The sequence below is a fragment of the Streptococcus oralis genome (genome assembly GCF_965111685.1).
GTDB classification, from domain to species: domain Bacteria; phylum Bacillota; class Bacilli; order Lactobacillales; family Streptococcaceae; genus Streptococcus; species Streptococcus oralis_B.
Genome location: NZ_OZ217340.1, coordinates 1,268,790 through 1,287,901 on the forward strand (window position 1 = coordinate 1,268,790; position 19,112 = coordinate 1,287,901).

A 19,112-nucleotide genomic window follows, 5' to 3' on the forward strand; every position below is an offset into this window, starting at 1 on the left:
TTTTCTCCTTATTTGATGACGACTGTGTAGTCCGTATTTTCTGTAATTAAGCGCTCAGCTCGTTCTAAATCTTGAGCATTTTTAAATGAAATTTGTAGAATCCCGTGAACATCTTCACGGTTTTCTTCGTTGATGTGGATATTAACCAAAGAAGTCCCACGAAGTAATTCCAGAATCCGCAAGATAACATCTTCTTCATCGGGAACATCGACATAGAGGTCATAAGAACTATCCACACCACCACGTTTATGGATTTCCATAGCCTGACGTTGCTCACGCGCTTGGTTGAAAAAGTTCCAAATCTGCTCTTCTTCCCCCTTGCTAATAGCCTGACCAATCTCATCTAAACGGTCCTTGAAATCCTCAATCCGCTCTAGGATGGTCTCGCGATTGGACAAGAGAATGGAAGTCCACATACCTGGTTCACTCTCTGCAATCCGGGTCATATCTCGAAAACCACCCGCCGCAAAGCGCCTTGTCATCTCATGTTCTTGAGCATAGACTGCCGTCTGCTCCATGAGACCGGCTGCCAAGATATGGGGAAAATGGCTAATCTGTGAAGTTACACGATCGTGCTCCTTGGCGTCAATTTCAATGAAACGAGCATGGAGACCAGAAAGTAGGTCCTTCATTTCCTCAAGCGTGTCTGAACTAGTCAAACTAGATGGAGTAAAGATATAGTAGGCATTTTCAAAGAGATTAACATCGGCAGAGGCAGCCCCTGTCTTGTGGCTACCAGCCATGGGATGGGCCCCGACAAAGCGAACAGGCTTGCCAGCCAAATATTCCTCCGCTGCATCCACAATGGCTGACTTGGTTGAGCCCGCATCCGAGATAATGACGCCTTCTTTCAAATTCAAACCTGCCAACTCCTGAATAAAAGCAATGGTCTGCTTGATTGGCAAGGTCAAGATGATGACATCTGCCAGAGGAGCAAAACTGGCAAAATCATCCGTCGCACGGTCAATCATCCCCCGCTCCAAGGCAATATCTCTAGAAGCCTGACTGCGATTGTAACCTAAAATTTCATAATCAGGATGATCACGCTTGATACCTAGGGCCATAGAGGCTCCAATCAATCCAAGACCTGCTATATAGACTGTTTTTGCCATAGGAACTCCTTAATAGTTCTTTGTATAGTCTCGGTGTTTGGCTACCGCTTCTTTTAATTCCTCAAGATTATCTGATGAGAATTTTTCAAGGATTTCTTGTGCCAGAACCGTTGCCACAACGGCTTCCATGACTACCCCAGCTGCTGGCAGAGCGGTCGGATCACTTCTCTCAACAGTTGCCTTATAGGGTTCGTGAGTCTCGATATCCACACTCATCAATGGTTTATAGAGAGTGGGAATGGGTTTCATGACACCTCGAATAACAATTGGTTGCCCATTGGTCATACCACCTTCGAAACCACCTAGATTATTGGTGCGACGGGTATAGCCGTCTTCTTTAGACCAGAGAATTTCATCCATAACCTGGCTTCCTTTAAGGTAACCTGCCTCAAACCCAAGACCAAATTCCACCCCTTTAAAGGCATTGATGGAAACAACTGCTTGGGCTAGTTTGGCATCCAATTTTCTGTCCCATTGGACATAGGAACCGAGACCAACTGGAACACCTCCGACGACTGTTTCCACAACCCCTCCGATGGTATCACCGTCACGCTTGATTTGGTCAATATAGTCCTTGATTTCTTGTTCTCGTTCTTGGTTGACAATAGAAACTTCAGACTGGGCTGCTCGTTCCTTAATCTCAGCGACTGTTAGATTTTCAGGAACATCGATTTCCTTACCACCAAAGACCACGACATGGTTGGCAATCTCCATATCTAGCTCAGCTAATAGACGTTTGGCTACTGCCCCAACGGCTACTCGCATGGTTGTTTCACGGGCGGATGAACGCTCCAAGGAATTACGCAAATCATCAAAACGGTACTTGATGCCACCTACCAAGTCGGCATGACCTGGCCGAGGATGAGTGATTTTCCGTTTGCTTTTTAGGCGGTCTTCAATGTCCTCAGCAGACATAATATCCAACCATTTTTGGTGGTCTTTATTGACGACATTCATGGTAATAGGAGCCCCAGTCGTCTTCCCGTGACGAACGCCCGAAGTAAAGACAACCTGGTCACTCTCAATTTTCATACGACCACCACGACCATATCCACCCTGACGACGTTTCAAATCCTCATCGATGGCCTCTGCTGTCAAAGGCAGACCTGCTGGAATTCCCTCGATGATAGCCGTCAGACGGGGACCGTGTGATTCTCCTGCAGTTAAATATCTCATACGTTCTCCTTATTTTACCAAGTAGTCTTTCATCTCTTCCAGAGAAACTGGGTGGATGGTTGCAGAACCAAGCTCTGGCACCAAGACCAATTTCAAGGTGTTGCCACGTGCCTTCTTGTCATGAGTCAAAGCCTGATAAAGCTTGTCAACATCCCATTTTTCATAGTCAACAGGCAAGCCAAATTTCTGACACATTTCTGTGATGGACTGAGTAATGCCAGCTGGCATGAGGCCTTTTTCCTCAGCAACCTTGGAAATCTGCACCATGCCCATGGCCACAGCTTCTCCATGCATGACCTTGCCATAACCGGCAGTCGCTTCAATGGCATGGCCAATAGTGTGCCCAAAATTGAGGTAAAGGCGAACACCGTTATCCAACTCATCCTCAACCACCATCTTGCGCTTAACCTGACAAGAATGTTCAATCAAAGTCTCTGCATGTTCCAGAATGCTCTCTACAGAACCATCTAGTTCCGTTAAGAGAGCCCAAAGTTCTGGATCCTCGATCAAGCCATACTTGATGACCTCACCCATCCCTTCAATCAGCTCTCTTTTCCCAAGCGTTTCTAGGACAAGCGGGTCAATCAGAACCCCATCAGGTTGGGCAAAGGTCCCCACCATATTTTTAGCAAATGGAGTGTTGACGCCTGTCTTACCACCGATAGAAGAATCAACCTGGGCTGTCAAACTAGTCGGAATCTGAACAAAGTGAATACCCCGCATATAGGTAGAGGCTACGAAACCAGCCAGATCCCCTACGACACCACCACCAAGAGCCACGATTCCATCGCTACGAGTCAACCCCTGCTTAACTAGAAACTCATAGACTTTCTGAACAGTGGTTAAATTTTTTCGTTCTTCGCCTTCTAAAAAGTCAAAAACAGCTACCTGAAAACCAGCATCTTCTAGGCTGAGTTTAACCTTCTCTGCATAGAGAGAAGCTACATGGTTATCTGTCACAATGACTAACTTTTGAGGTTGCCAGAGTTCTTTCAACCACTGACCTGCTTGCGATAGACAACCTTTTTCAATCTGAATATCATAAGGATGATGCGGAATATCGATTCTGATTTTCATAGTAGGGTCTCCTTTTCTTTATTGGTATTTTTCTGTTAAAGACTGCCAAATCTCGTCTGTCGGCATTTCTTTACCTGTCCACAATTGAAAAGCTTCAGCAGCTTGATAGAGCAACATTCCCAGACCATTGACGGCTGGATTGTCCTGGCTTCTAGCCCATTTCAAAAATGGTGTTTCAAAGGGTTGGTAAATGATATCTGCGACCAAGAGAGCCTCTGGCAAATTGATGCTTTCTGGAACTGGGGACGACTGACCATCCATCCCCACACTAGTCGCATTGACGAGCAGGTCCGACTTGGCAATCTTTTCTTGCAGTTCAGAAAGATCTTCTAAAGCATACAAGTCCACTTTAAAACTTGTTTGCTCCTGCAACTTGTCTAGGTAAGGTCTTGTTTTTTCCATAGAAGCTGAACGCACAAAGATAGAAATCTGACTGACGCCATCCAAAATAGCCTGTGCCAAAATGGATTTGGCCGCACCACCTGCCCCCAGAATGGTCATTCTCTTATCCGAGATTGTAAAAGAAGGCAAGCTCTTAAAGAATCCCTTGCCATCTGTATTATATCCAATTAACGTTCCGTCTTGATTAACAACTGTATTGACTGCCCCAATCAAACGAGCCTCATCACTCAACTCATCCAGATAAGGAATCACTTGCTCCTTGTAAGGCATGGAGAGATTGATCCCAAACATCTGGTAACGGCGAATATTGGCGACTGTTTCTGCCAAGTCACCCGCTTCAATCTCCCAAGCCACATAGACACCATTGGTAGCTGTCGCCTCAAAGGCCCTATTGTGGATGAAGGGTGAAATAGAGTGTTTGATGGGATTTGCAACAACTGCAGCTAAACGCGTATTGCCATCAAGCTTCATCCAAAATCTCCCTGATTTTCTTCATGTTTGATAGAGAAATCTGACCTGGGGCACTCGCTTCATCAAGACTAGCAAATGACCAACTCGAACCCGTCACATCTGAAGTAATGCGTGATACTTTGCCCATTTTCCCCATGGAAATGGTCACGTACTCTTGCTCAGGGTTGAGTGTTTTAAATCCTCGAGTGTAGTTCATCAGGTCTAAAACATCCTGCTCCGTATGGGCCATAACTGATACCTTGACCACTTTCGGAGAGAGACTGGTCAACTCAGACAGGATTTCCATCATGTTTTCAGGTGTCTCTTGGAAATTATGATAGCTCAATACGAGATTTGGAAAATCCAACATTTCCTCAAAAACGTCCTTGTAGCTGAAATACTCAAAATCTACATAATCCGGCTGATAGAGTTGAGTAACTTCCTTGATAATTTGAACATACTCTTCTGAGGAAAGTTCGATTTCTCCTCCCTCAGCGCGAGTCCGAAGGGTAAAGACAAGTTCGCGTCCTGCAAATTTCTCAAAGATAGCGGGTGCTACCTGTAAAATAGCGTCCTTTGTAAGAAAGTCCGCACGCCACTCAATGATATCGGCATCTTCATACCTAGTGGCATCCAGTTCTTGCGCTTCTTCTAAACTTCTTGGCATTACTGAAACGATTAATTTCATCTACTAACCTTCATACTAATCACCTTGAGGTAATTACTGCTTTCATCTTTTTTATTATAGGCAAAGTCTGCTGGAAGACCATATTGGTTTAAGATCTGATATTTTCTTCCTGCAAAACCTTTATCAATTTGTTCTGTAAATTTCTGGCGGGAAACATTTGCAGCATTGGTACTTGCAATGATAATGCCTCCCGGATTTAAAATCTCTAGACCCTGGGAAATCAACTTGTGATAGTCCTTAGCTACAGAGAAAGTTTGTTTTTTATTGCGGGCAAAGCTCGGCGGATCAAGCACAATCACATCATAGGTCAAGCCTTTTCGCTTGGCATACTTGAAGTACTCAAAGACATCCATGACGATAAAACGGTGATTGTCCGTGCTGAGTCCATTTGCATGAAAATGAGCTTCTGACAGCTCTCTAGACCGTTTGGCCAAATCGACAGAAGTCGTCTCACTGGCGCCTCCCATAGCTGCAGCAACTGAAAAGGCAGCTGTATAGGAAAACATATTGAGCAAGGATTTGCCCACGGCTAGACCGTCAACCAAACTCCCACGAACCTCATGCTGGTCTAGGAAAATTCCTGTCATCAAGCCATCATTCATAAAGACCTGATAGAGCACGCCATTCTCAAGAACAGTAAAGTAGTCTGGCGCTTTCTCACCATAAACATGAGCAGACTCGTAATCTAGACCTTTAAAACGAATCTTTTCATATGCTCCCAAAATCTCAGGAAAGACTTCCTTAAAAGCCTTTACGATCAGCTCACTAATCTGGTAAACAAAGGAGTTGTACCAAGAAAAGACAGCATAATCTCCATAGAGATCAACAGTCAGACCACCAAAACCATCCCCCTCTTGGTTAAAAAGGCGAAAGGCAGTAGTCAAGTCATCTTGAAAATAAGGCTTTCTAGCTTCCTTGGCCTTACGAAACAGAATATCAAAAAAGGATTGATTGAAACGAACCCTTTCCTTGCTGATGAACCAACCTATGCCCTTGTTCTGCTGAGAAAGATAGGCACTCCCTAAAAACTTTCCGTCTTGACTAAGAACTTCTACTTCCTGATCCATCAGTTCAATATCTGTTAAATCACTCGCTTCCAAAAGAACTAGACCCTTAGCTAGCTTTTTTTCAACACGTCTGCTGACCCTAATTCTATTCATAGCTACTATTATAGCAAATTTTTTGACAATTCTCAAAAAAGAAACCGTTTAACCATATGTACTTTAGTTTACTGAGTGTCATTTTTGTTAAAATAAGTATATGCCATTTACTTTTCCACCAAAACATCCTTTCCCTTATAATGGAAAGAGAGATTGTAATCGATAAAAATAGACAATTTCAGAAATGAGTATAGAATCTTGCGCAAACGTTTGCCTAGTTCTAAACTTTATGGTAGAATAAAACACAACATTGATAAGCAAGAGGAAAAACAATGCAAAATCAGACACTTATGCAATACTTTGAATGGTATTTGCCTCATGACGGCCAACACTGGGCTCGACTGACAAATGACGCAGAGCACCTAGCAAACCTTGGCATCAGCCATGTCTGGATGCCACCTGCCTTCAAGGCAACCAACGAAAAAGATGTCGGCTATGGGGTCTATGACTTATTCGACTTAGGCGAGTTTAACCAAAAAGGGACTGTCCGCACCAAGTATGGGTTTAAAGAAGACTATCTTCAAGCCATTCAAGCCCTAAAAGCACAGGGAATTCAACCTATGGCCGATGTGGTGCTCAATCACAAGGCTGCTGCCGATCATATGGAAGCCTTTCAGGTTATTGAAGTGAACCCTGAGGATCGTACCGTTCAACTAAGCGAGCCCTTTACTATCAATGGCTGGACTCACTTTACTTTCGATGGTCGCCAAGATACTTACAATGACTTCCACTGGCACTGGTACCACTTCACAGGTACAGACTACGATGCCAAACGCCGTAAGTCTGGTATTTACCTGATCCAAGGAGACAATAAAGGTTGGGCCAACGAGGAATTGGTCGATAACGAAAACGGTAACTACGACTACCTCATGTATGCCGACCTGGACTTTAAGCACCCTGAAGTCATCCAAAACATCTATGACTGGGCTGACTGGTTCATGGAAACGACTGGTGTAGCTGGTTTCCGTTTGGATGCCGTTAAGCACATCGACTCCTTCTTTATGGGCAATTTCATCCGTGATATGAAGGAAAAATACGGAGAAGATTTCTATGTTTTTGGGGAATTTTGGAATCCAGACAAGGAAGCCAATCTAGACTATCTTGAAAAAATTGAGGAGCGCTTTGACCTTGTCGATGTTCGTCTCCACCAAAATTTCTTTGAAGCCAGTCAAGCTGGATCAAGCTACGACCTTCGTAGTATTTTTACCGATAGTTTAGTGGAAATTAAAGCTGATAAGGCTGTCACTTTCGTGGACAACCATGATACTCAACGAGGACAAGCCCTTGAGTCTACTGTTGAAGAATGGTTCAAGCCAGCAGCCTATGCCCTTATTCTATTACGCCAAGATGGACTTCCATGTGTCTTTTACGGAGATTATTACGGTATTTCAGGGCAATTTGCTCAACAAGATTTCAGAGAAGTTCTTGACCGTCTCCTAGCCATCCGAAAAGACTTGGCCTATGGAGAGCAAACAGACTACTTTGACGATGCCAACTGTATTGGATGGGTTCGTTCAGGCGCTGAACATCAATCCCCAATCGCAGTCTTGATTTCAAATGACCAAGAAAACGGCAAGGCTATGTTTGTCGGGCAAGAATGGGCTAACCAAACCTTTGTAGATTTACTTGGAAATCACCAAGACCAAGTCACAATTGATGCTGACGGTTATGGAGAATTTCCGGTAGCAGCGGGTTCAGTCAGTGTCTGGGCAACAAAATAAACCTATCAGTTACAAGCCAAATCCGACTGGATTTGGCTTTTTTGTATGCACAAAAAGACCTACCCAAATGGATAGATCTTTATTGTCTTACAATTTACCTGCTACTGCATCCAAAAGTTCTTGGATTTTCGCTTGGTTGCTTCCTCCTGCCATGGCCATGTCTGGTTTACCACCACCACGTCCATCGACGATTGGAGCCAATTCTTTGACAAGGTTTCCTGCATGCACATCTTTTGTCTTGCTTGCTACAAGGACATTGACTTTGTCACCGATAGCGGCAACTAGGACAAGCACGCCAGAGTAGTCTTTTTGTTTCCAGTTATCCGCAAAGGTACGAAGGGCACCTGCATCTGATACAGAAACTTGGCTTGCAATGTAACGGTGTCCGTTTGCTTCTTGAACATTCTTGAAGACATCACCTGCGGCTGCTGCTGCTGCTTTTTCCTTCAACTCTGCATTTTCTTTTTGAAGTTGACGGAGTTGCTCTTGAAGACCTTCAACCTTGTGAGGTACTTCTTTGAGTTGAGGTGCTTTAAGAGTTACTGCGACAGCTTTCAAAGCGTCTTCTTGCTCACGGTAAGCTTCAAAGGCTTCCTTACCAGTTACCGCTAAGATACGGCGAGTTCCTGATCCGATTCCTTCTTCTTTGACAATCTTGAAGAGACCAATCTCAGAAGTGTTGCCAACGTGGGTACCACCACAAAGTTCCACTGAGTAGTCACCAATTGTAACAACGCGGACTTCCTTACCGTATTTCTCACCAAAGAGGGCCATAGCTCCCATTTCTTTAGCGGTATCAATATCTGTCTCAACAGTTTCTACAGCAATTGCTTCCCAAATTTTCTCATTGACTTGCTGTTCAATGGCGCGCAACTCTTCGGGAGTTACGGCTTGGAAGTGCGTGAAGTCAAAGCGAAGGAATTCGACTTCGTTCAGAGATCCTGCTTGTGTCGCATGGTGACCAAGGATATTGTGGAGGGCCGCATGGAGCAAGTGAGTCGCTGTGTGGTTTTTCATGACACGGTGACGACGATTGGTATCAATTGCCAAGATGTATTCTTGGTTCAAAGCAAGAGGAGCAAGAACTTCAACGGTATGGAGTGGTTGTCCATTTGGTGCTTTTTGAACATCTGTCACAGTAGCCACAAGGTTTCCTGCAGCATCCAAGATTTGACCATGGTCAGCTACTTGTCCACCCATTTCAGCGTAGAATGGAGTCTCTGCAAAGATAAGAGAGGCAGTTCCTTCAGATACAGCTTCTACTTCAGCATTGTCCGCTACGATAGCCACCAACTTAGAAGGCAATTGGCTGGCATTGTAGTTGAAGACACTTTCCACTGTAATGTTTTGAAGGGTTTCATTTTGCATACCCATTGAGCCGCCTTTGACAGCTGACGCACGCGCACGTTCTTGCTGTTCTTTCATGGCTGCTTCAAAACCTTCACGGTCGACAGTCATCCCAGCTTCTTCAGCGATTTCTTCTGTCAATTCAACTGGGAATCCATATGTGTCGTAGAGTTTGAAGACATCTTGCCCCGCGATAACGTTTTGACCTTTCGCTTTCAAATCAGCTACAATGGTTTCTGCAAAGTGTTGACCTGAATGAAGGGTACGGGCAAATGACTCTTCCTCGTTCTTCACAATTTTTTCAATAAAGTCCCGTTTTTCAAGCACTTCTGGGTAGTAGCTTTCCATGATTTTTCCAACAGTTGGAACGAGTTTGTAAAGGAAAGGCTCATTGATACCCAATTTTTGGCCGTGCATAGAAGCACGACGGAGAAGACGACGAAGGACATAACCACGACCTTCATTTCCTGGAAGGGCACCATCACCGATGGCAAATGACAAAGAACGAATATGGTCCGCAATGACCTTAAAGCTCATGTTATCGCCATCTTGGTCGTAAACCTTACCAGACAATTTCTCTACTTCACGGATAATCGGCATGAAGAGGTCTGTTTCAAAGTTTGTCTTAGCACCTTGGATAACCGCCACCAAACGCTCCAAACCAGCGCCTGTATCAATGTTTTTGTGTGGCAATTCCTTGTATTCGCTACGAGGAACAGCAGGATCCGCGTTAAATTGTGACAAAACGATATTCCAGATTTCGATATAACGGTCGTTTTCGATATCTTCTGCTAGAAGGCGAATACCGATATTTTCTGGGTCAAATGCTTCTCCTCGGTCAAAGAAAATCTCTGTGTCTGGTCCAGAAGGTCCCGCACCGATTTCCCAGAAGTTGTCCTCGATCGGGATCAAGTGGCTAGGATCTACTCCCACTTCAATCCAACGGTTGTATGAATTTTTATCATCTGGATAGTAGGTCATATAGAGTTTCTCAGCTGGGAAATCAAACCATTCTGGGCTTGTCAAAAGCTCATAAGCCCAAGTAATCGCTTCATCACGGAAGTAATCCCCGATAGAGAAGTTCCCCAACATTTCAAACATGGTATGGTGACGTGCAGTCTTCCCTACGTTTTCGATGTCGTTGGTACGGATGGCTTTTTGCGCATTGGTAATACGTGGATTTTCAGGAATGATGGTTCCGTCAAAGTATTTCTTTAAAGTTGCTACCCCAGAGTTGATCCACAAAAGAGTTGGGTCATTTACAGGAACCAAGCTGACTGATGGTTCTACAGAGTGGCCTTTACTTGCCCAGAAATCCAGCCACATTTGGCGAACTTGAGCACTAGATAGTTGTTTCATAATATCTCCTTATTTACTTGTTTAATTTGATTGGCTTTCTAGCATCTCCACATAGTCAATCGCGACACAAAGGGAAATGACCAAATCTGCATAAGGGTCTTCATAGACAGTTACGTTGTAGGTTGAGGTTAAATGGAAAAGTTCTTTCCCTATCTCAGCTATCACTTGGTCACGGTCATCAAGAAGTTTAAAATTTAAATCCCATATATTCCCTTCGATACGAAGACCAAGATTATCAAATTCATATTTATCTCTAAAGAAAGTAAATTTCTTGCGGATATAAAAGCTATCTCCATTAGTCAGTTGAATTTCAAAACGAGGCAAGAAGGTTAAGACCTCTTTTCGAATCTCACTGACCTTTTGGTTATCAGCATCATAGATAGTAAAGGTTTTGGGAATCTTAAAAAAAGAACCCTCTACCTGATAGGCGATTTCTCCCCTATCATCCTTGATATCAAAACGTTCACCACCAAGGCGAAATTTTTGTTTGACATGAAATGTTCTCATAAACACCTCCAAAAATCAAAAGACAAGCTCACATCACGAAGGGCGAAAAACCGCGGTACCACCTTCATTCAATGAACTTGTCATTCTCTTATTCTTATGCAATTGTTAGATTGAGTAGCATGACTTCCTAGCTTAGATGGCTCGCAGCACCGCCAATTCTCTGGGCTAAGACAAGTGAAAATCAATTCTCAACTTTCTTATTATATCGTTTTTTTGAGTTTGAGTCAACTAGGAAAGCTGACAAGAAAGCATATCTCCTACTTTCGATACATTTTAAACTGTAGGAAGAGGTCGCTGTATTTGCCTGTCCATTTATGGTCAAATTTCTCATAAACTTCTAGGTGTTTCATGGTATCAGCGTCTGGATAGAAGGATTTGTCCTCACGAGTCTCCTCTGGGAGCATTTCCTTGGCTGGTAGGTTTGGTGTTGAGTAGCCCACATACTCCGCATTTTTGAGAGCATTTTCGGGTTTTAACATAAAGTTGATAAAGGCATAGGCTGCATCTTGGTTTTTCACAGTTTTTGGAATGACCATGTTATCAAACCAGAGATTGCTGGCCTCAGTCGGAACGACATACTTGAGGTTAGGATTTTTCTCCAACATCTGCCTAGCTTCCCCAGAGAAAGTCACACCGATAGCAGCGTTGTTCTGAATCATGTAACCCTTCATCTCGTCTGCCACAATGGCCTTGATATTTGGAGTCAATTTGTAGAGCTTATCCACTGTCTCTTCCAACTGCTGAGGATCCTTGGAGTTGAGACTGTAACCAAGTGAGTTAAGCCCGAGTCCCAGCACCTCACGCGCCCCATCAAAGAGCATGATGGAATCCTTGTATTCTGGTTTCCAGAGGTCATCCCAATGCTCAGGCGCCTCATCTATCATGGTTTCATTGTAGACAATTCCCAAGGTCCCCCAGAAGTATGGGATGGAGAATTTATTGCTCGGGTCAAAAGACTGGTTGAGAAACTCTGGTCCGATATTTTCGATTCCTTCAATTTTTGAATAATCAAGAGGAACCAAGAGGTCTTCGTCCTTCATCTTATTGATCATGTACTCACTCGGGATAGCAATATCATAGGTTGTTCCACCCTGCTTGATTTTGGTATACATGGCTTCGTTAGAATCAAAGGTCTCGTACTGAACTTGGATCCCTGTTTCTTCTGTGAATTTCTCCAAGAGTTCGGGATCGATATAGTCCCCCCAGTTATAGATAACCAATTTCTGACTGTCTCGACTGTTGATTTTACTGTCTAAATGAGTCGCAATCCCCCACAAGACAAGGATAATTGCTGCAATTCCTGCTAAAAATGAATAGAGTTTTTTCATGCTTGCTCCTCCTTCTCACGTGAGATAAAGTAATAACCTACAACTAGGATAATACTAAAGAGAAAGACAAGTGCAGACAGGGCATTGATCTCTAACGAAATCCCCTTACGAGCACGAGAGTAAATCTCAACCGAGAGGGTTGAAAAGCCATTTCCCGTTACGAAGAAGGTCACGGCAAAGTCATCCAGCGAGTAGGTAAAAGCCATGAAATAACCTGCAATGATAGACGGTGTCAGGTAAGGAAGCATGATTTCCTTAAACATCTGAAACTGACTGGCACCAAGGTCATAAGCCGCATGAATCATATCATCATTCATCTCCTTGAGACGAGGCAAGACCATCAAGACCACGATAGGGATGGAAAAGGCCACGTGACTAGATAGAACTGTCAAAAAGCCAAGTGAAAACTTAAGCTGGGTAAAGAGAATCAAGAAGCTAGCACCAATCATAACGTCAGGCGCAACCATGAGGATATTATTGAGTGATAAAAAGGCTTCTTGGTATTTCTTACGAGACTGATAGATGTAAATAGCACCGAAAGTCCCGATAATGGTCGCTATCAAGGCTGATAGAAAGGCCAAGAAAAAGGTTTGAGTGAGGATCAACATGAGACGACCATCACCAAACATGGTTTGAAAATGGCTCAAGCTAAAACCAGTAAAGCTGTTCATATCATCGCCAGCATTAAAGGCATAGCCAATCAAGTAAAAGATTGGCAAATATAGGATGATAAAGACAAAGGCTAGGTAGAGATTGGCAAATTTTTTCATCGTTCTCTCCTTTCCTTGGTCACCCACATGGTGATGAACATGGTCAGGATGAGAATCACACCGATGGTTGAACCCATACCGTAGTTGTCATTTGTCAGGAAGTTTTGCTCAATGGCCGTCCCCAGGGTGATAACGCGGTTCCCACCGATTAAACGTGTCAGCATGAAGAGACTCAAACTTGGGATAAAGACCGACTGAACCCCACTTCGCACACCATTCATAGATAAAGGGAAGATGACATGGCGGAAGGTTTCCCACTTGGTCGCACCGAGGTCATAGCTGGCATTGATGAGATTGTTATCCATATCATCCAAGACATTGAAGATTGGCAAAATCATAAAGGGAAGCTCGATATAGCTTGCGACAAAAATAAAGGAGAAATCAGTAAAGAGCAACTGCTGTGAACCGATTCCGATAAATTCCAAGAATTGGTTAATGGAGCCATTCTGACCAAAAATACCGATAAAGGCATAAGCCTTAAGGAGCAAATTAATCCATGTCGGCAGGATAATCAGCATGAGCCAGAGTTGACGGTGCTTGAGACGAGTCAAAAAGAGGGCTGTCGGATAGCTGATGAAAAGCGTTACTATGGTCACAATCCCCGCATAGAGCACTGAGTTAAAACTCATTTTAAGATAGGTCAAGTTTTGTGACGCAAAGTAAGATTTATAGTTTTCTAAACTAAACTGGCCTTCAATGTTGAAAAAGGATTGTCCAAAAATCAAGACCAAGGGTGCGAGAACAAAGAGGGCAATCCAAAGCATATAGGGCACTACAAAGAGTTTAGAGGTTGTTTTCTTCATCTCTTTCCTCCTCGATCGCATTAATCAGACCTGCTTCTTGCTCTTCGATTTCTACGTATTCTTCGATACGAGCATCGAACTCTTCTTCGGTTTCGTTGAGACGCATGATATGGATGTCTTCTGGTTCAAAGTCCAGACCGATTTCCTCACCCACAATAGCCTTGCGAGTTGAGTGAATCATCCATTCATTACCAAGTTCGTCGTAGGCGATAATCTCGTAGTGAACCCCACGGAAAAGCTGAGTATCTACCTTAACTTGGAGCTTACCTTCTTCAGGAAGAGTGATGTGCAAGTCCTCTGGACGAATAACAACTTCCACAGGTTCGTTTGGCTTCATCCCACCATCGACCGCTTCAAAACGTTTGCCGTTAAACTCAACCAAGTAGTCCTCAATCATGGTTCCTGGCAGGATGTTGGACTCACCGATAAAGGTAGCTACAAAGTGGTTAATCGGCTCATCATAGATGTCCACTGGTGTTCCTGATTGAACAATCTCGCCATCGTTCATAACGAAAATCCAGTCACTCATGGCCAAGGCTTCCTCCTGATCGTGAGTGACAAAGACAAAGGTAATTCCCAATCGTTGTTGCAGTTCACGCAGTTCGTACTGCATGTCTGTTCGCAATTTCAAGTCCAGCGCTGACAAAGGCTCATCCAACAAGACCACACGAGGTTGGTTGATGATGGCACGGGCAATGGCTACACGCTGACGTTGTCCTCCAGAGAGTTTACGGATGGAACGTTTTTCATAACCTTCCAACTGAACCATCTTGAGAACTTCCGTTACGCGTTGCTCGATTTCTTTCTTGTCAATCTTACGCAAGCGGAGTGGAAAGGCAACATTTTCAAACACATTCATATGTGGAAACAAGGCATAGGATTGGAAGACGGTATGGACATCTCGTTTATTAGTTGGGATATCATTGATACGCACCCCATCTAGTAAAATATCCCCTGTCGTCGCATCCAGTAAACCTGCAATGATGTTTAGAATGGTTGATTTTCCTGAACCGGATGCGCCTAAAAGAGTGTAAAATTTCCCTTCTTCCAACTCAAAGTTAATGTCTTTGAGAACCTTGGTGTTGCTGTCTTCAAAAACTTTAGAGACGTTTTTGAATTCAATAATTGGTTTTTTCAATTCCTCTAAATTCCTTCTTCTTCGTAAATTAACAGATTGGGACCTTGTTAGAATGCTAGACACAAGCGTAGGAAATAAAATGACCTAAACCTCATTTAGCGATAAAATCCCAATCTTTGAATGCTATGTAAAAATAATGTTATTCGTGTTCACCCAAGATACGAACTTCTCGCTCTAAGGTAACACCTGAATGTTCTTTAACTTTTTCAATGACAGACTCAATTAAGTCTTCATAATCTCTTGCAGTCCCATCGGCTACATTAATCATAAAGCCTGCATGCTTTTCTGAGACTTCAACACCACCGATACGATAGCCCTTCAAACCAGCCTCTGAAATCAACTGACCTGCAAAATGCCCCACTGGACGCTTAAAGACTGAACCACAAGATGGGTATTCTAGAGGTTGTTTGAGTTCGCGAAGGTGCGTCAAGCGGTCCATTTCTTGCTTGATAACCTGGTGATTTCCTGGAGCTAGGGCAAATTTAGCTGACAAAACAACAGCCCCAGAATCCTGAATAGCTGAATGGCGGTAACCAAAAGCCAAGTCCTTGACTGACAAGGTCTCGATTTCCCCTTCTTTGGTCAAAACTTGACAAGACTGCAAGATATGGGCAATCTCTCCTCCATAGGCACCCGCATTCATAAAGACTGCACCGCCGATGCTTCCAGGAATCCCACAAGCAAACTCAAAACCAGTCAAACTATGACGAAGGGCAATACGTGTCGTTTCGATCAAGTTGGCTCCTGCTTCTGCTTCGATGGTATAGCCATCAACCGAAACGTTATTAAGCTTATCACACAAGATGACAAAACCACGGATTCCACCTTCACGAACAATGATATTGCTGGCATTTCCTAGCACCATCCAGGGAATATTCTCTTGATTGGCAAATTGGACGACACGGGCCATCTCATAGCGATTGCGTGGCAAAACTAGATAATCCGCTCGACCTCCTACCTTGGTATAGGTATAGGTCTTCAAAGGTTCCTTAAAACGAATATCGATTCCTTCTAAGACTTCAAGCATTTTTTCTTTTACTGACATGTCACTCTTCCTTTTTCAAAATTCATTCCATTATACCATTTTTAGAGACATTTGACGACCATAAAAAGAGCTTGTTTTATCTTTACATAAAAAAAGAGGTCACCCCTCTTTTTATGATTTTTTCCAAAATGTAGATTTGGTTAGCCAGATAAAGACTAAAAGTTCTACGAGAAGAATAAACTCAACTAGAAGCGGATTTGCAATCCAGCCTACCTGAGATAAGGCTGGAGCCAAGTCAAACAAGGCATGCAAACCATAGGCAGCAAGGAGGTAGATCCATTTCTTTTGACGAACACTTTGATAGACCCAGATAGAGAGACCAATTTGCAGAACCAGAGCAAGCACACGCTCAACTCCTAGTAAATAAACCTGCCATACAGAAAGTGATTGGACCGTTTCGAGTGTAGTCTTTGGAAGGAGATTGGCTACATCAGTATTTGAAGACTGAATGAGTGAAAAGAGAATCAACAAACTGATCAAGCTTCCCATTCCGAGATAGAGCATCTCCAAACCCCCATGACCCAAACCATAAGCCAAAGCATCTCGATCTTCTAGCCTTCTCTTTTTCTCCAACCATTTAAAAAAGATAAGACGAGCTGTTTCCTCAAAGAGGGCTGCCATGGCGATTCCATAAAGGACATATAAGAAAGGCTGCTCCTGCATGAGCGGAATGGTTCCATCTTTTTGCGGATGGAGTACCAGAAGGTGAACCATCTTCTCTAACACTTGAGAAGAAACAAAAAATGCGATTGCCCCCAAGCCCATCACTGCAAGAGAGATTTTAAACCGTTTTTTGGCATACCAAGTTACACATACTAGAATGAGAACTAAAGCGATCATGGTGAGGATAATATGTACTGTCATTTTTTTCTCCTATTCTGACTTATCAATATCTTTTTTCATCTCGTCAACATTAAATTTGGCAAATAAATACTGGCGATCTTGGACTGGAAAACGTTGGTCCAACTGGTCGACTGCCCCAACCTCGATCATGCCTTCCTTGATAACAAAGTCCATCACATGCCCGCCAAAGGTCAAATCATCTGAGATAAAATGCAAATGGTAGCCTGCAACACTTACTCCATGGAAAATCTCCGGTGTCCAAAACCCAACGATGGTTCCCGATACATTTTCACGACTATATTCAGGCTGATGGGTAGCAACCTCCGCAAACTTGGTGTCTGTTGTTGATTTGGGAATCATCCGCACATGCATTTGTGAAAATTCGCCATGAATCTTGATGGAACGAAAAAGATTTTCCCCATCATAGTAGGACTCAATTCGCTTTTCCAATTCCTTGTCCGTCATCTCAAAGCGCTGACGAAAAATCACTTCTGCCTGATGAGGAACCACTGCTGCATAGGGAATAAGAGCATCCGCTGCCACCTCAACGATTTCAGGCGTTTGACCAGACCCCTTGGCTTGATAAGCCTTGCCATCAAGGACGATCAACTCCCCGTCAATCGAATCCAAAGTCCCCAAACCAAGATCACCATGTTCCAGCAATTCTCCCACTGTCATGGTTCCGCCATAGAGACCTGCCATTAGGGCACCTAGAGTATTGTATTGAAATAATTTTACCGGTTCCTGCACTTTTCTATCCATTCTCTTTCTTATCTTCTGTTCAATGAATCATTATACTTTCTAAGTATACCACATTTGCTCCTAGTTGTGAAAGGGAGAAATGCTTTTCCCATTGCCAAGCAGGCAAAAAAAAGGTACAATGTAACAAAATCAACGGAGGTCTGGAATGAAGAAAGAAAGTAAATACCAAGCAGTCGTTTCCTTTCTAAAAAAGGGGATAGAATCAGGAAAATTCCCAACAGGTAGCCGGCTTCCCTCCATCCGTCAATTAAGTCTGGATTTTCATTGTAGCAAGGACACTATCCAACGAGCCCTACTGGAATTACGCCATGAACAATACCTCTATGCCAAACCCCAAAGTGGCTACTATGTTCTAGAACAGGGACAGCATCAGGACTTGGAAATCGAAGTCACTGACGAACATGCCAGTGCCTATGACGACTTCCGACTCTGTGTCAACGAAACCCTGATAGGCCGAGAAAACTACCTCTTCAACTACTATGACAACCAAGAAGGCCTTAAGGAACTCAGACAATCTGTTCATCAACTTCTTTTCAACCAAGCCCTCTACTGTAAACCCGACCAACTGGTTCTAACATCTGGCACCCAGCAAGCTCTTTTTATCCTTTCTCAGATTAACTTTCCGAGCGAGGGAGCTGAGATTTTGGTTGAACAGCCGACTTACCACCGGATGAACCGCCTCTTGGTCGCTCAGGGATTGGCCTACAGGACCATTGAACGCCGTATTGATGGCATTGACCTTGAAGAACTGGAAAAACAATTCAAATCTGGGAAGATCAAGTTTTTCTACACTATTCCTCGCTTCCACTATCCCCTAGGTCATTCCTATTCTGATCAGGAAAAAAGGGATATTTTGGATCTAGCAAATCAGTATGGTGTATATATCGTCGAGGATGACTATTTAGGGGACCTAGATCCTAGAAAGGGCCAAACCTTCCACTATCTGGATACTGAAGATCGGGTCATTTATATCAAGTCCTTCTCAACCAGTCTCTTTCCAGCCCTTCGTATTACCGCTCTCATTCTCCCAAATGCCCTAAAAGAGGCCTTTGTTGCCTACAAAAATATCCTGGACTATGACAGCAATCTCATCATGCAAAAGGCTCTGTCTCTTTACATCGATAGCCAGTTATTTGAAAAAAATCGACTGGCTCGATTGACCCTTCAAGAGAACTATCAAGCTCAGATTAAGGAGCTACTTGAAAAAAACACCTGTCCCTTACCCCACTATCCTCTACATGATGGGCTTCTCCTTGATTTGAGACACTATCCTAAAATTGCCAGTTTGAAACACAGCTCACTCAAACTAGACTTTTTTGAGAAGGCTTATTTGGACGCCTGTCCTTATCAGTTCGCCAAAGTTCCTCTTGAAAATCTAGAAGAGCTATTAGAATACATAAAAGCAGAATTGGATTAAAGTCCAA

General features: G+C 43.5%; 17 protein-coding genes. 2 read left to right on the forward strand and 15 right to left on the reverse strand.

Translation table 11 applies throughout. From position 1 onward, the window contains the following. Nucleotides 1-8: 8 nt before the first annotated feature. Genes ACLV7H_RS06695 through ACLV7H_RS06720 form a run of 6 tightly spaced genes read right to left on the reverse strand, consistent with a single transcriptional unit; the run spans nt 9 to nt 6,065 of the window. Nucleotides 9-1,112 (reverse strand): prephenate dehydrogenase, encoded by a 1,104-nt coding sequence (locus tag ACLV7H_RS06695; protein ID WP_045590913.1) that lies wholly within the window; start codon nt 1,110-1,112, stop codon nt 9-11. 9 nt (nt 1,113-1,121) lie between these two features. Beyond that, nucleotides 1,122-2,288, reverse strand: a complete 1,167-nt coding sequence (gene aroC / locus ACLV7H_RS06700; protein ID WP_045590912.1) for a chorismate synthase — start codon at nt 2,286-2,288, stop codon at nt 1,122-1,124. A gap of 9 nt (nt 2,289-2,297) precedes the next feature. Then, entirely contained in the window at nt 2,298-3,365 is a 1,068-nt protein-coding gene (gene aroB / locus ACLV7H_RS06705; protein WP_045590911.1) for a 3-dehydroquinate synthase, read from the reverse strand. Nucleotides 3,366-3,383: 18 nt separating this feature from the next. Further along, complete coding sequence (locus tag ACLV7H_RS06710; protein ID WP_045590910.1) at nt 3,384-4,238, reverse strand: shikimate dehydrogenase; 855 nt, start codon at nt 4,236-4,238, stop codon at nt 3,384-3,386. Further along, entirely contained in the window at nt 4,228-4,905 is a 678-nt protein-coding gene (gene aroD / locus ACLV7H_RS06715; protein WP_000767778.1) for a type I 3-dehydroquinate dehydratase, read from the reverse strand. The genes ACLV7H_RS06710 and aroD overlap by 11 nt, the downstream gene beginning before the upstream one ends. Beyond that, nucleotides 4,902-6,065, reverse strand: a complete 1,164-nt coding sequence (locus ACLV7H_RS06720) for a class I SAM-dependent rRNA methyltransferase (protein ID WP_045590909.1) — start codon at nt 6,063-6,065, stop codon at nt 4,902-4,904. Before ACLV7H_RS06720 ends, aroD begins: the two co-directional genes overlap by 4 nt. A 272-nt stretch (nt 6,066-6,337) precedes the next feature. On the opposite strand from ACLV7H_RS06720, the gene ACLV7H_RS06725 reads away from it, so the two are divergent. Then, entirely contained in the window at nt 6,338-7,786 is a 1,449-nt protein-coding gene (locus ACLV7H_RS06725) for an alpha-amylase (RefSeq protein ID WP_227945979.1), read from the forward strand. A gap of 87 nt (nt 7,787-7,873) precedes the next feature. On the opposite strand, the gene alaS is transcribed toward ACLV7H_RS06725, so the two are convergent. The 9 genes from alaS to budA form a co-directional block, all read right to left on the reverse strand. Further along, nucleotides 7,874-10,492: an alanine--tRNA ligase gene (alaS, locus tag ACLV7H_RS06730; RefSeq protein WP_411866721.1), complete on the reverse strand. Its 2,619-nt coding sequence runs from the start codon at nt 10,490-10,492 to the stop codon at nt 7,874-7,876. Between the two features lie 21 nt (nt 10,493-10,513). Next, the gene (locus ACLV7H_RS06735; protein ID WP_045590906.1) at nt 10,514-10,999 is read right to left on the reverse strand and encodes an LURP-one-related/scramblase family protein; all 486 of its coding nucleotides are present in this window, start codon (nt 10,997-10,999) and stop codon (nt 10,514-10,516) included. 257 nt (nt 11,000-11,256) lie between these two features. Continuing rightward, complete coding sequence (locus tag ACLV7H_RS06740; protein WP_045590904.1) at nt 11,257-12,327, reverse strand: ABC transporter substrate-binding protein; 1,071 nt, start codon at nt 12,325-12,327, stop codon at nt 11,257-11,259. After that, on the reverse strand, nt 12,324-13,097 hold the full coding sequence (locus ACLV7H_RS06745; protein WP_000712722.1) for an ABC transporter permease: 774 nt from the start codon (nt 13,095-13,097) through the stop codon (nt 12,324-12,326). The genes ACLV7H_RS06740 and ACLV7H_RS06745 overlap by 4 nt, the downstream gene beginning before the upstream one ends. After that, a complete protein-coding gene (locus tag ACLV7H_RS06750; protein ID WP_169446275.1) occupies nt 13,094-13,900 on the reverse strand; it encodes an ABC transporter permease in 807 nt (268 codons plus the stop codon). Before ACLV7H_RS06750 ends, ACLV7H_RS06745 begins: the two co-directional genes overlap by 4 nt. Further along, complete coding sequence (locus ACLV7H_RS06755) at nt 13,881-15,038, reverse strand: ABC transporter ATP-binding protein (RefSeq protein WP_227945975.1); 1,158 nt, start codon at nt 15,036-15,038, stop codon at nt 13,881-13,883. The genes ACLV7H_RS06750 and ACLV7H_RS06755 overlap by 20 nt, the downstream gene beginning before the upstream one ends. A gap of 139 nt (nt 15,039-15,177) precedes the next feature. Continuing rightward, nucleotides 15,178-16,083: a UDP-N-acetylmuramate dehydrogenase gene (gene murB / locus ACLV7H_RS06760; protein ID WP_227945974.1), complete on the reverse strand. Its 906-nt coding sequence runs from the start codon at nt 16,081-16,083 to the stop codon at nt 15,178-15,180. Between the two features lie 111 nt (nt 16,084-16,194). Beyond that, nucleotides 16,195-16,947, reverse strand: coding sequence for a YhfC family intramembrane metalloprotease (locus ACLV7H_RS06765; protein WP_227945973.1), 753 nt, complete (start codon nt 16,945-16,947; stop codon nt 16,195-16,197). Nucleotides 16,948-16,956: 9 nt separating this feature from the next. Continuing rightward, nucleotides 16,957-17,688 carry an acetolactate decarboxylase gene (budA, locus tag ACLV7H_RS06770; RefSeq protein ID WP_061852467.1) on the reverse strand — a complete coding sequence of 244 codons (732 nt, stop codon included), beginning with the start codon at nt 17,686-17,688 and terminating at the stop codon, nt 16,957-16,959. 145 nt (nt 17,689-17,833) lie between these two features. Here budA and ACLV7H_RS06775 point away from each other — a divergent pair, with 145 nt between their 5' ends. Further along, nucleotides 17,834-19,105, forward strand: coding sequence for a PLP-dependent aminotransferase family protein (locus tag ACLV7H_RS06775; protein ID WP_045590896.1), 1,272 nt, complete (start codon nt 17,834-17,836; stop codon nt 19,103-19,105). Nucleotides 19,106-19,112: the final 7 nt, after the last annotated feature.

Coding starts and splice junctions, on each gene's coding strand:
- ACLV7H_RS06765 (WP_227945973.1), bottom strand. CDS start 16,947: ATGACAGTACATATTATCCTCACCATGATCGCTTTAGTTCTCATTCTA.
- budA (WP_061852467.1), bottom strand. CDS start 17,688: ATGGATAGAAAAGTGCAGGAACCGGTAAAATTATTTCAATACAATACT.
- murB (WP_227945974.1), bottom strand. CDS start 16,083: ATGTCAGTAAAAGAAAAAATGCTTGAAGTCTTAGAAGGAATCGATATT.
- alaS (WP_411866721.1), bottom strand. CDS start 10,492: ATGAAACAACTATCTAGTGCTCAAGTTCGCCAAATGTGGCTGGATTTC.
- ACLV7H_RS06695 (WP_045590913.1), bottom strand. CDS start 1,112: ATGGCAAAAACAGTCTATATAGCAGGTCTTGGATTGATTGGAGCCTCT.
- ACLV7H_RS06745 (WP_000712722.1), bottom strand. CDS start 13,097: ATGAAAAAATTTGCCAATCTCTACCTAGCCTTTGTCTTTATCATCCTA.
- aroB (WP_045590911.1), bottom strand. CDS start 3,365: ATGAAAATCAGAATCGATATTCCGCATCATCCTTATGATATTCAGATT.
- ACLV7H_RS06750 (WP_169446275.1), bottom strand. CDS start 13,900: ATGAAGAAAACAACCTCTAAACTCTTTGTAGTGCCCTATATGCTTTGG.
- ACLV7H_RS06720 (WP_045590909.1), bottom strand. CDS start 6,065: ATGAATAGAATTAGGGTCAGCAGACGTGTTGAAAAAAAGCTAGCTAAG.
- ACLV7H_RS06740 (WP_045590904.1), bottom strand. CDS start 12,327: ATGAAAAAACTCTATTCATTTTTAGCAGGAATTGCAGCAATTATCCTT.
- ACLV7H_RS06725 (WP_227945979.1), top strand. CDS start 6,338: ATGCAAAATCAGACACTTATGCAATACTTTGAATGGTATTTGCCTCAT.
- aroD (WP_000767778.1), bottom strand. CDS start 4,905: ATGAAATTAATCGTTTCAGTAATGCCAAGAAGTTTAGAAGAAGCGCAA.
- ACLV7H_RS06775 (WP_045590896.1), top strand. CDS start 17,834: ATGAAGAAAGAAAGTAAATACCAAGCAGTCGTTTCCTTTCTAAAAAAG.
- aroC (WP_045590912.1), bottom strand. CDS start 2,288: ATGAGATATTTAACTGCAGGAGAATCACACGGTCCCCGTCTGACGGCT.
- ACLV7H_RS06710 (WP_045590910.1), bottom strand. CDS start 4,238: ATGAAGCTTGATGGCAATACGCGTTTAGCTGCAGTTGTTGCAAATCCC.
- ACLV7H_RS06735 (WP_045590906.1), bottom strand. CDS start 10,999: ATGAGAACATTTCATGTCAAACAAAAATTTCGCCTTGGTGGTGAACGT.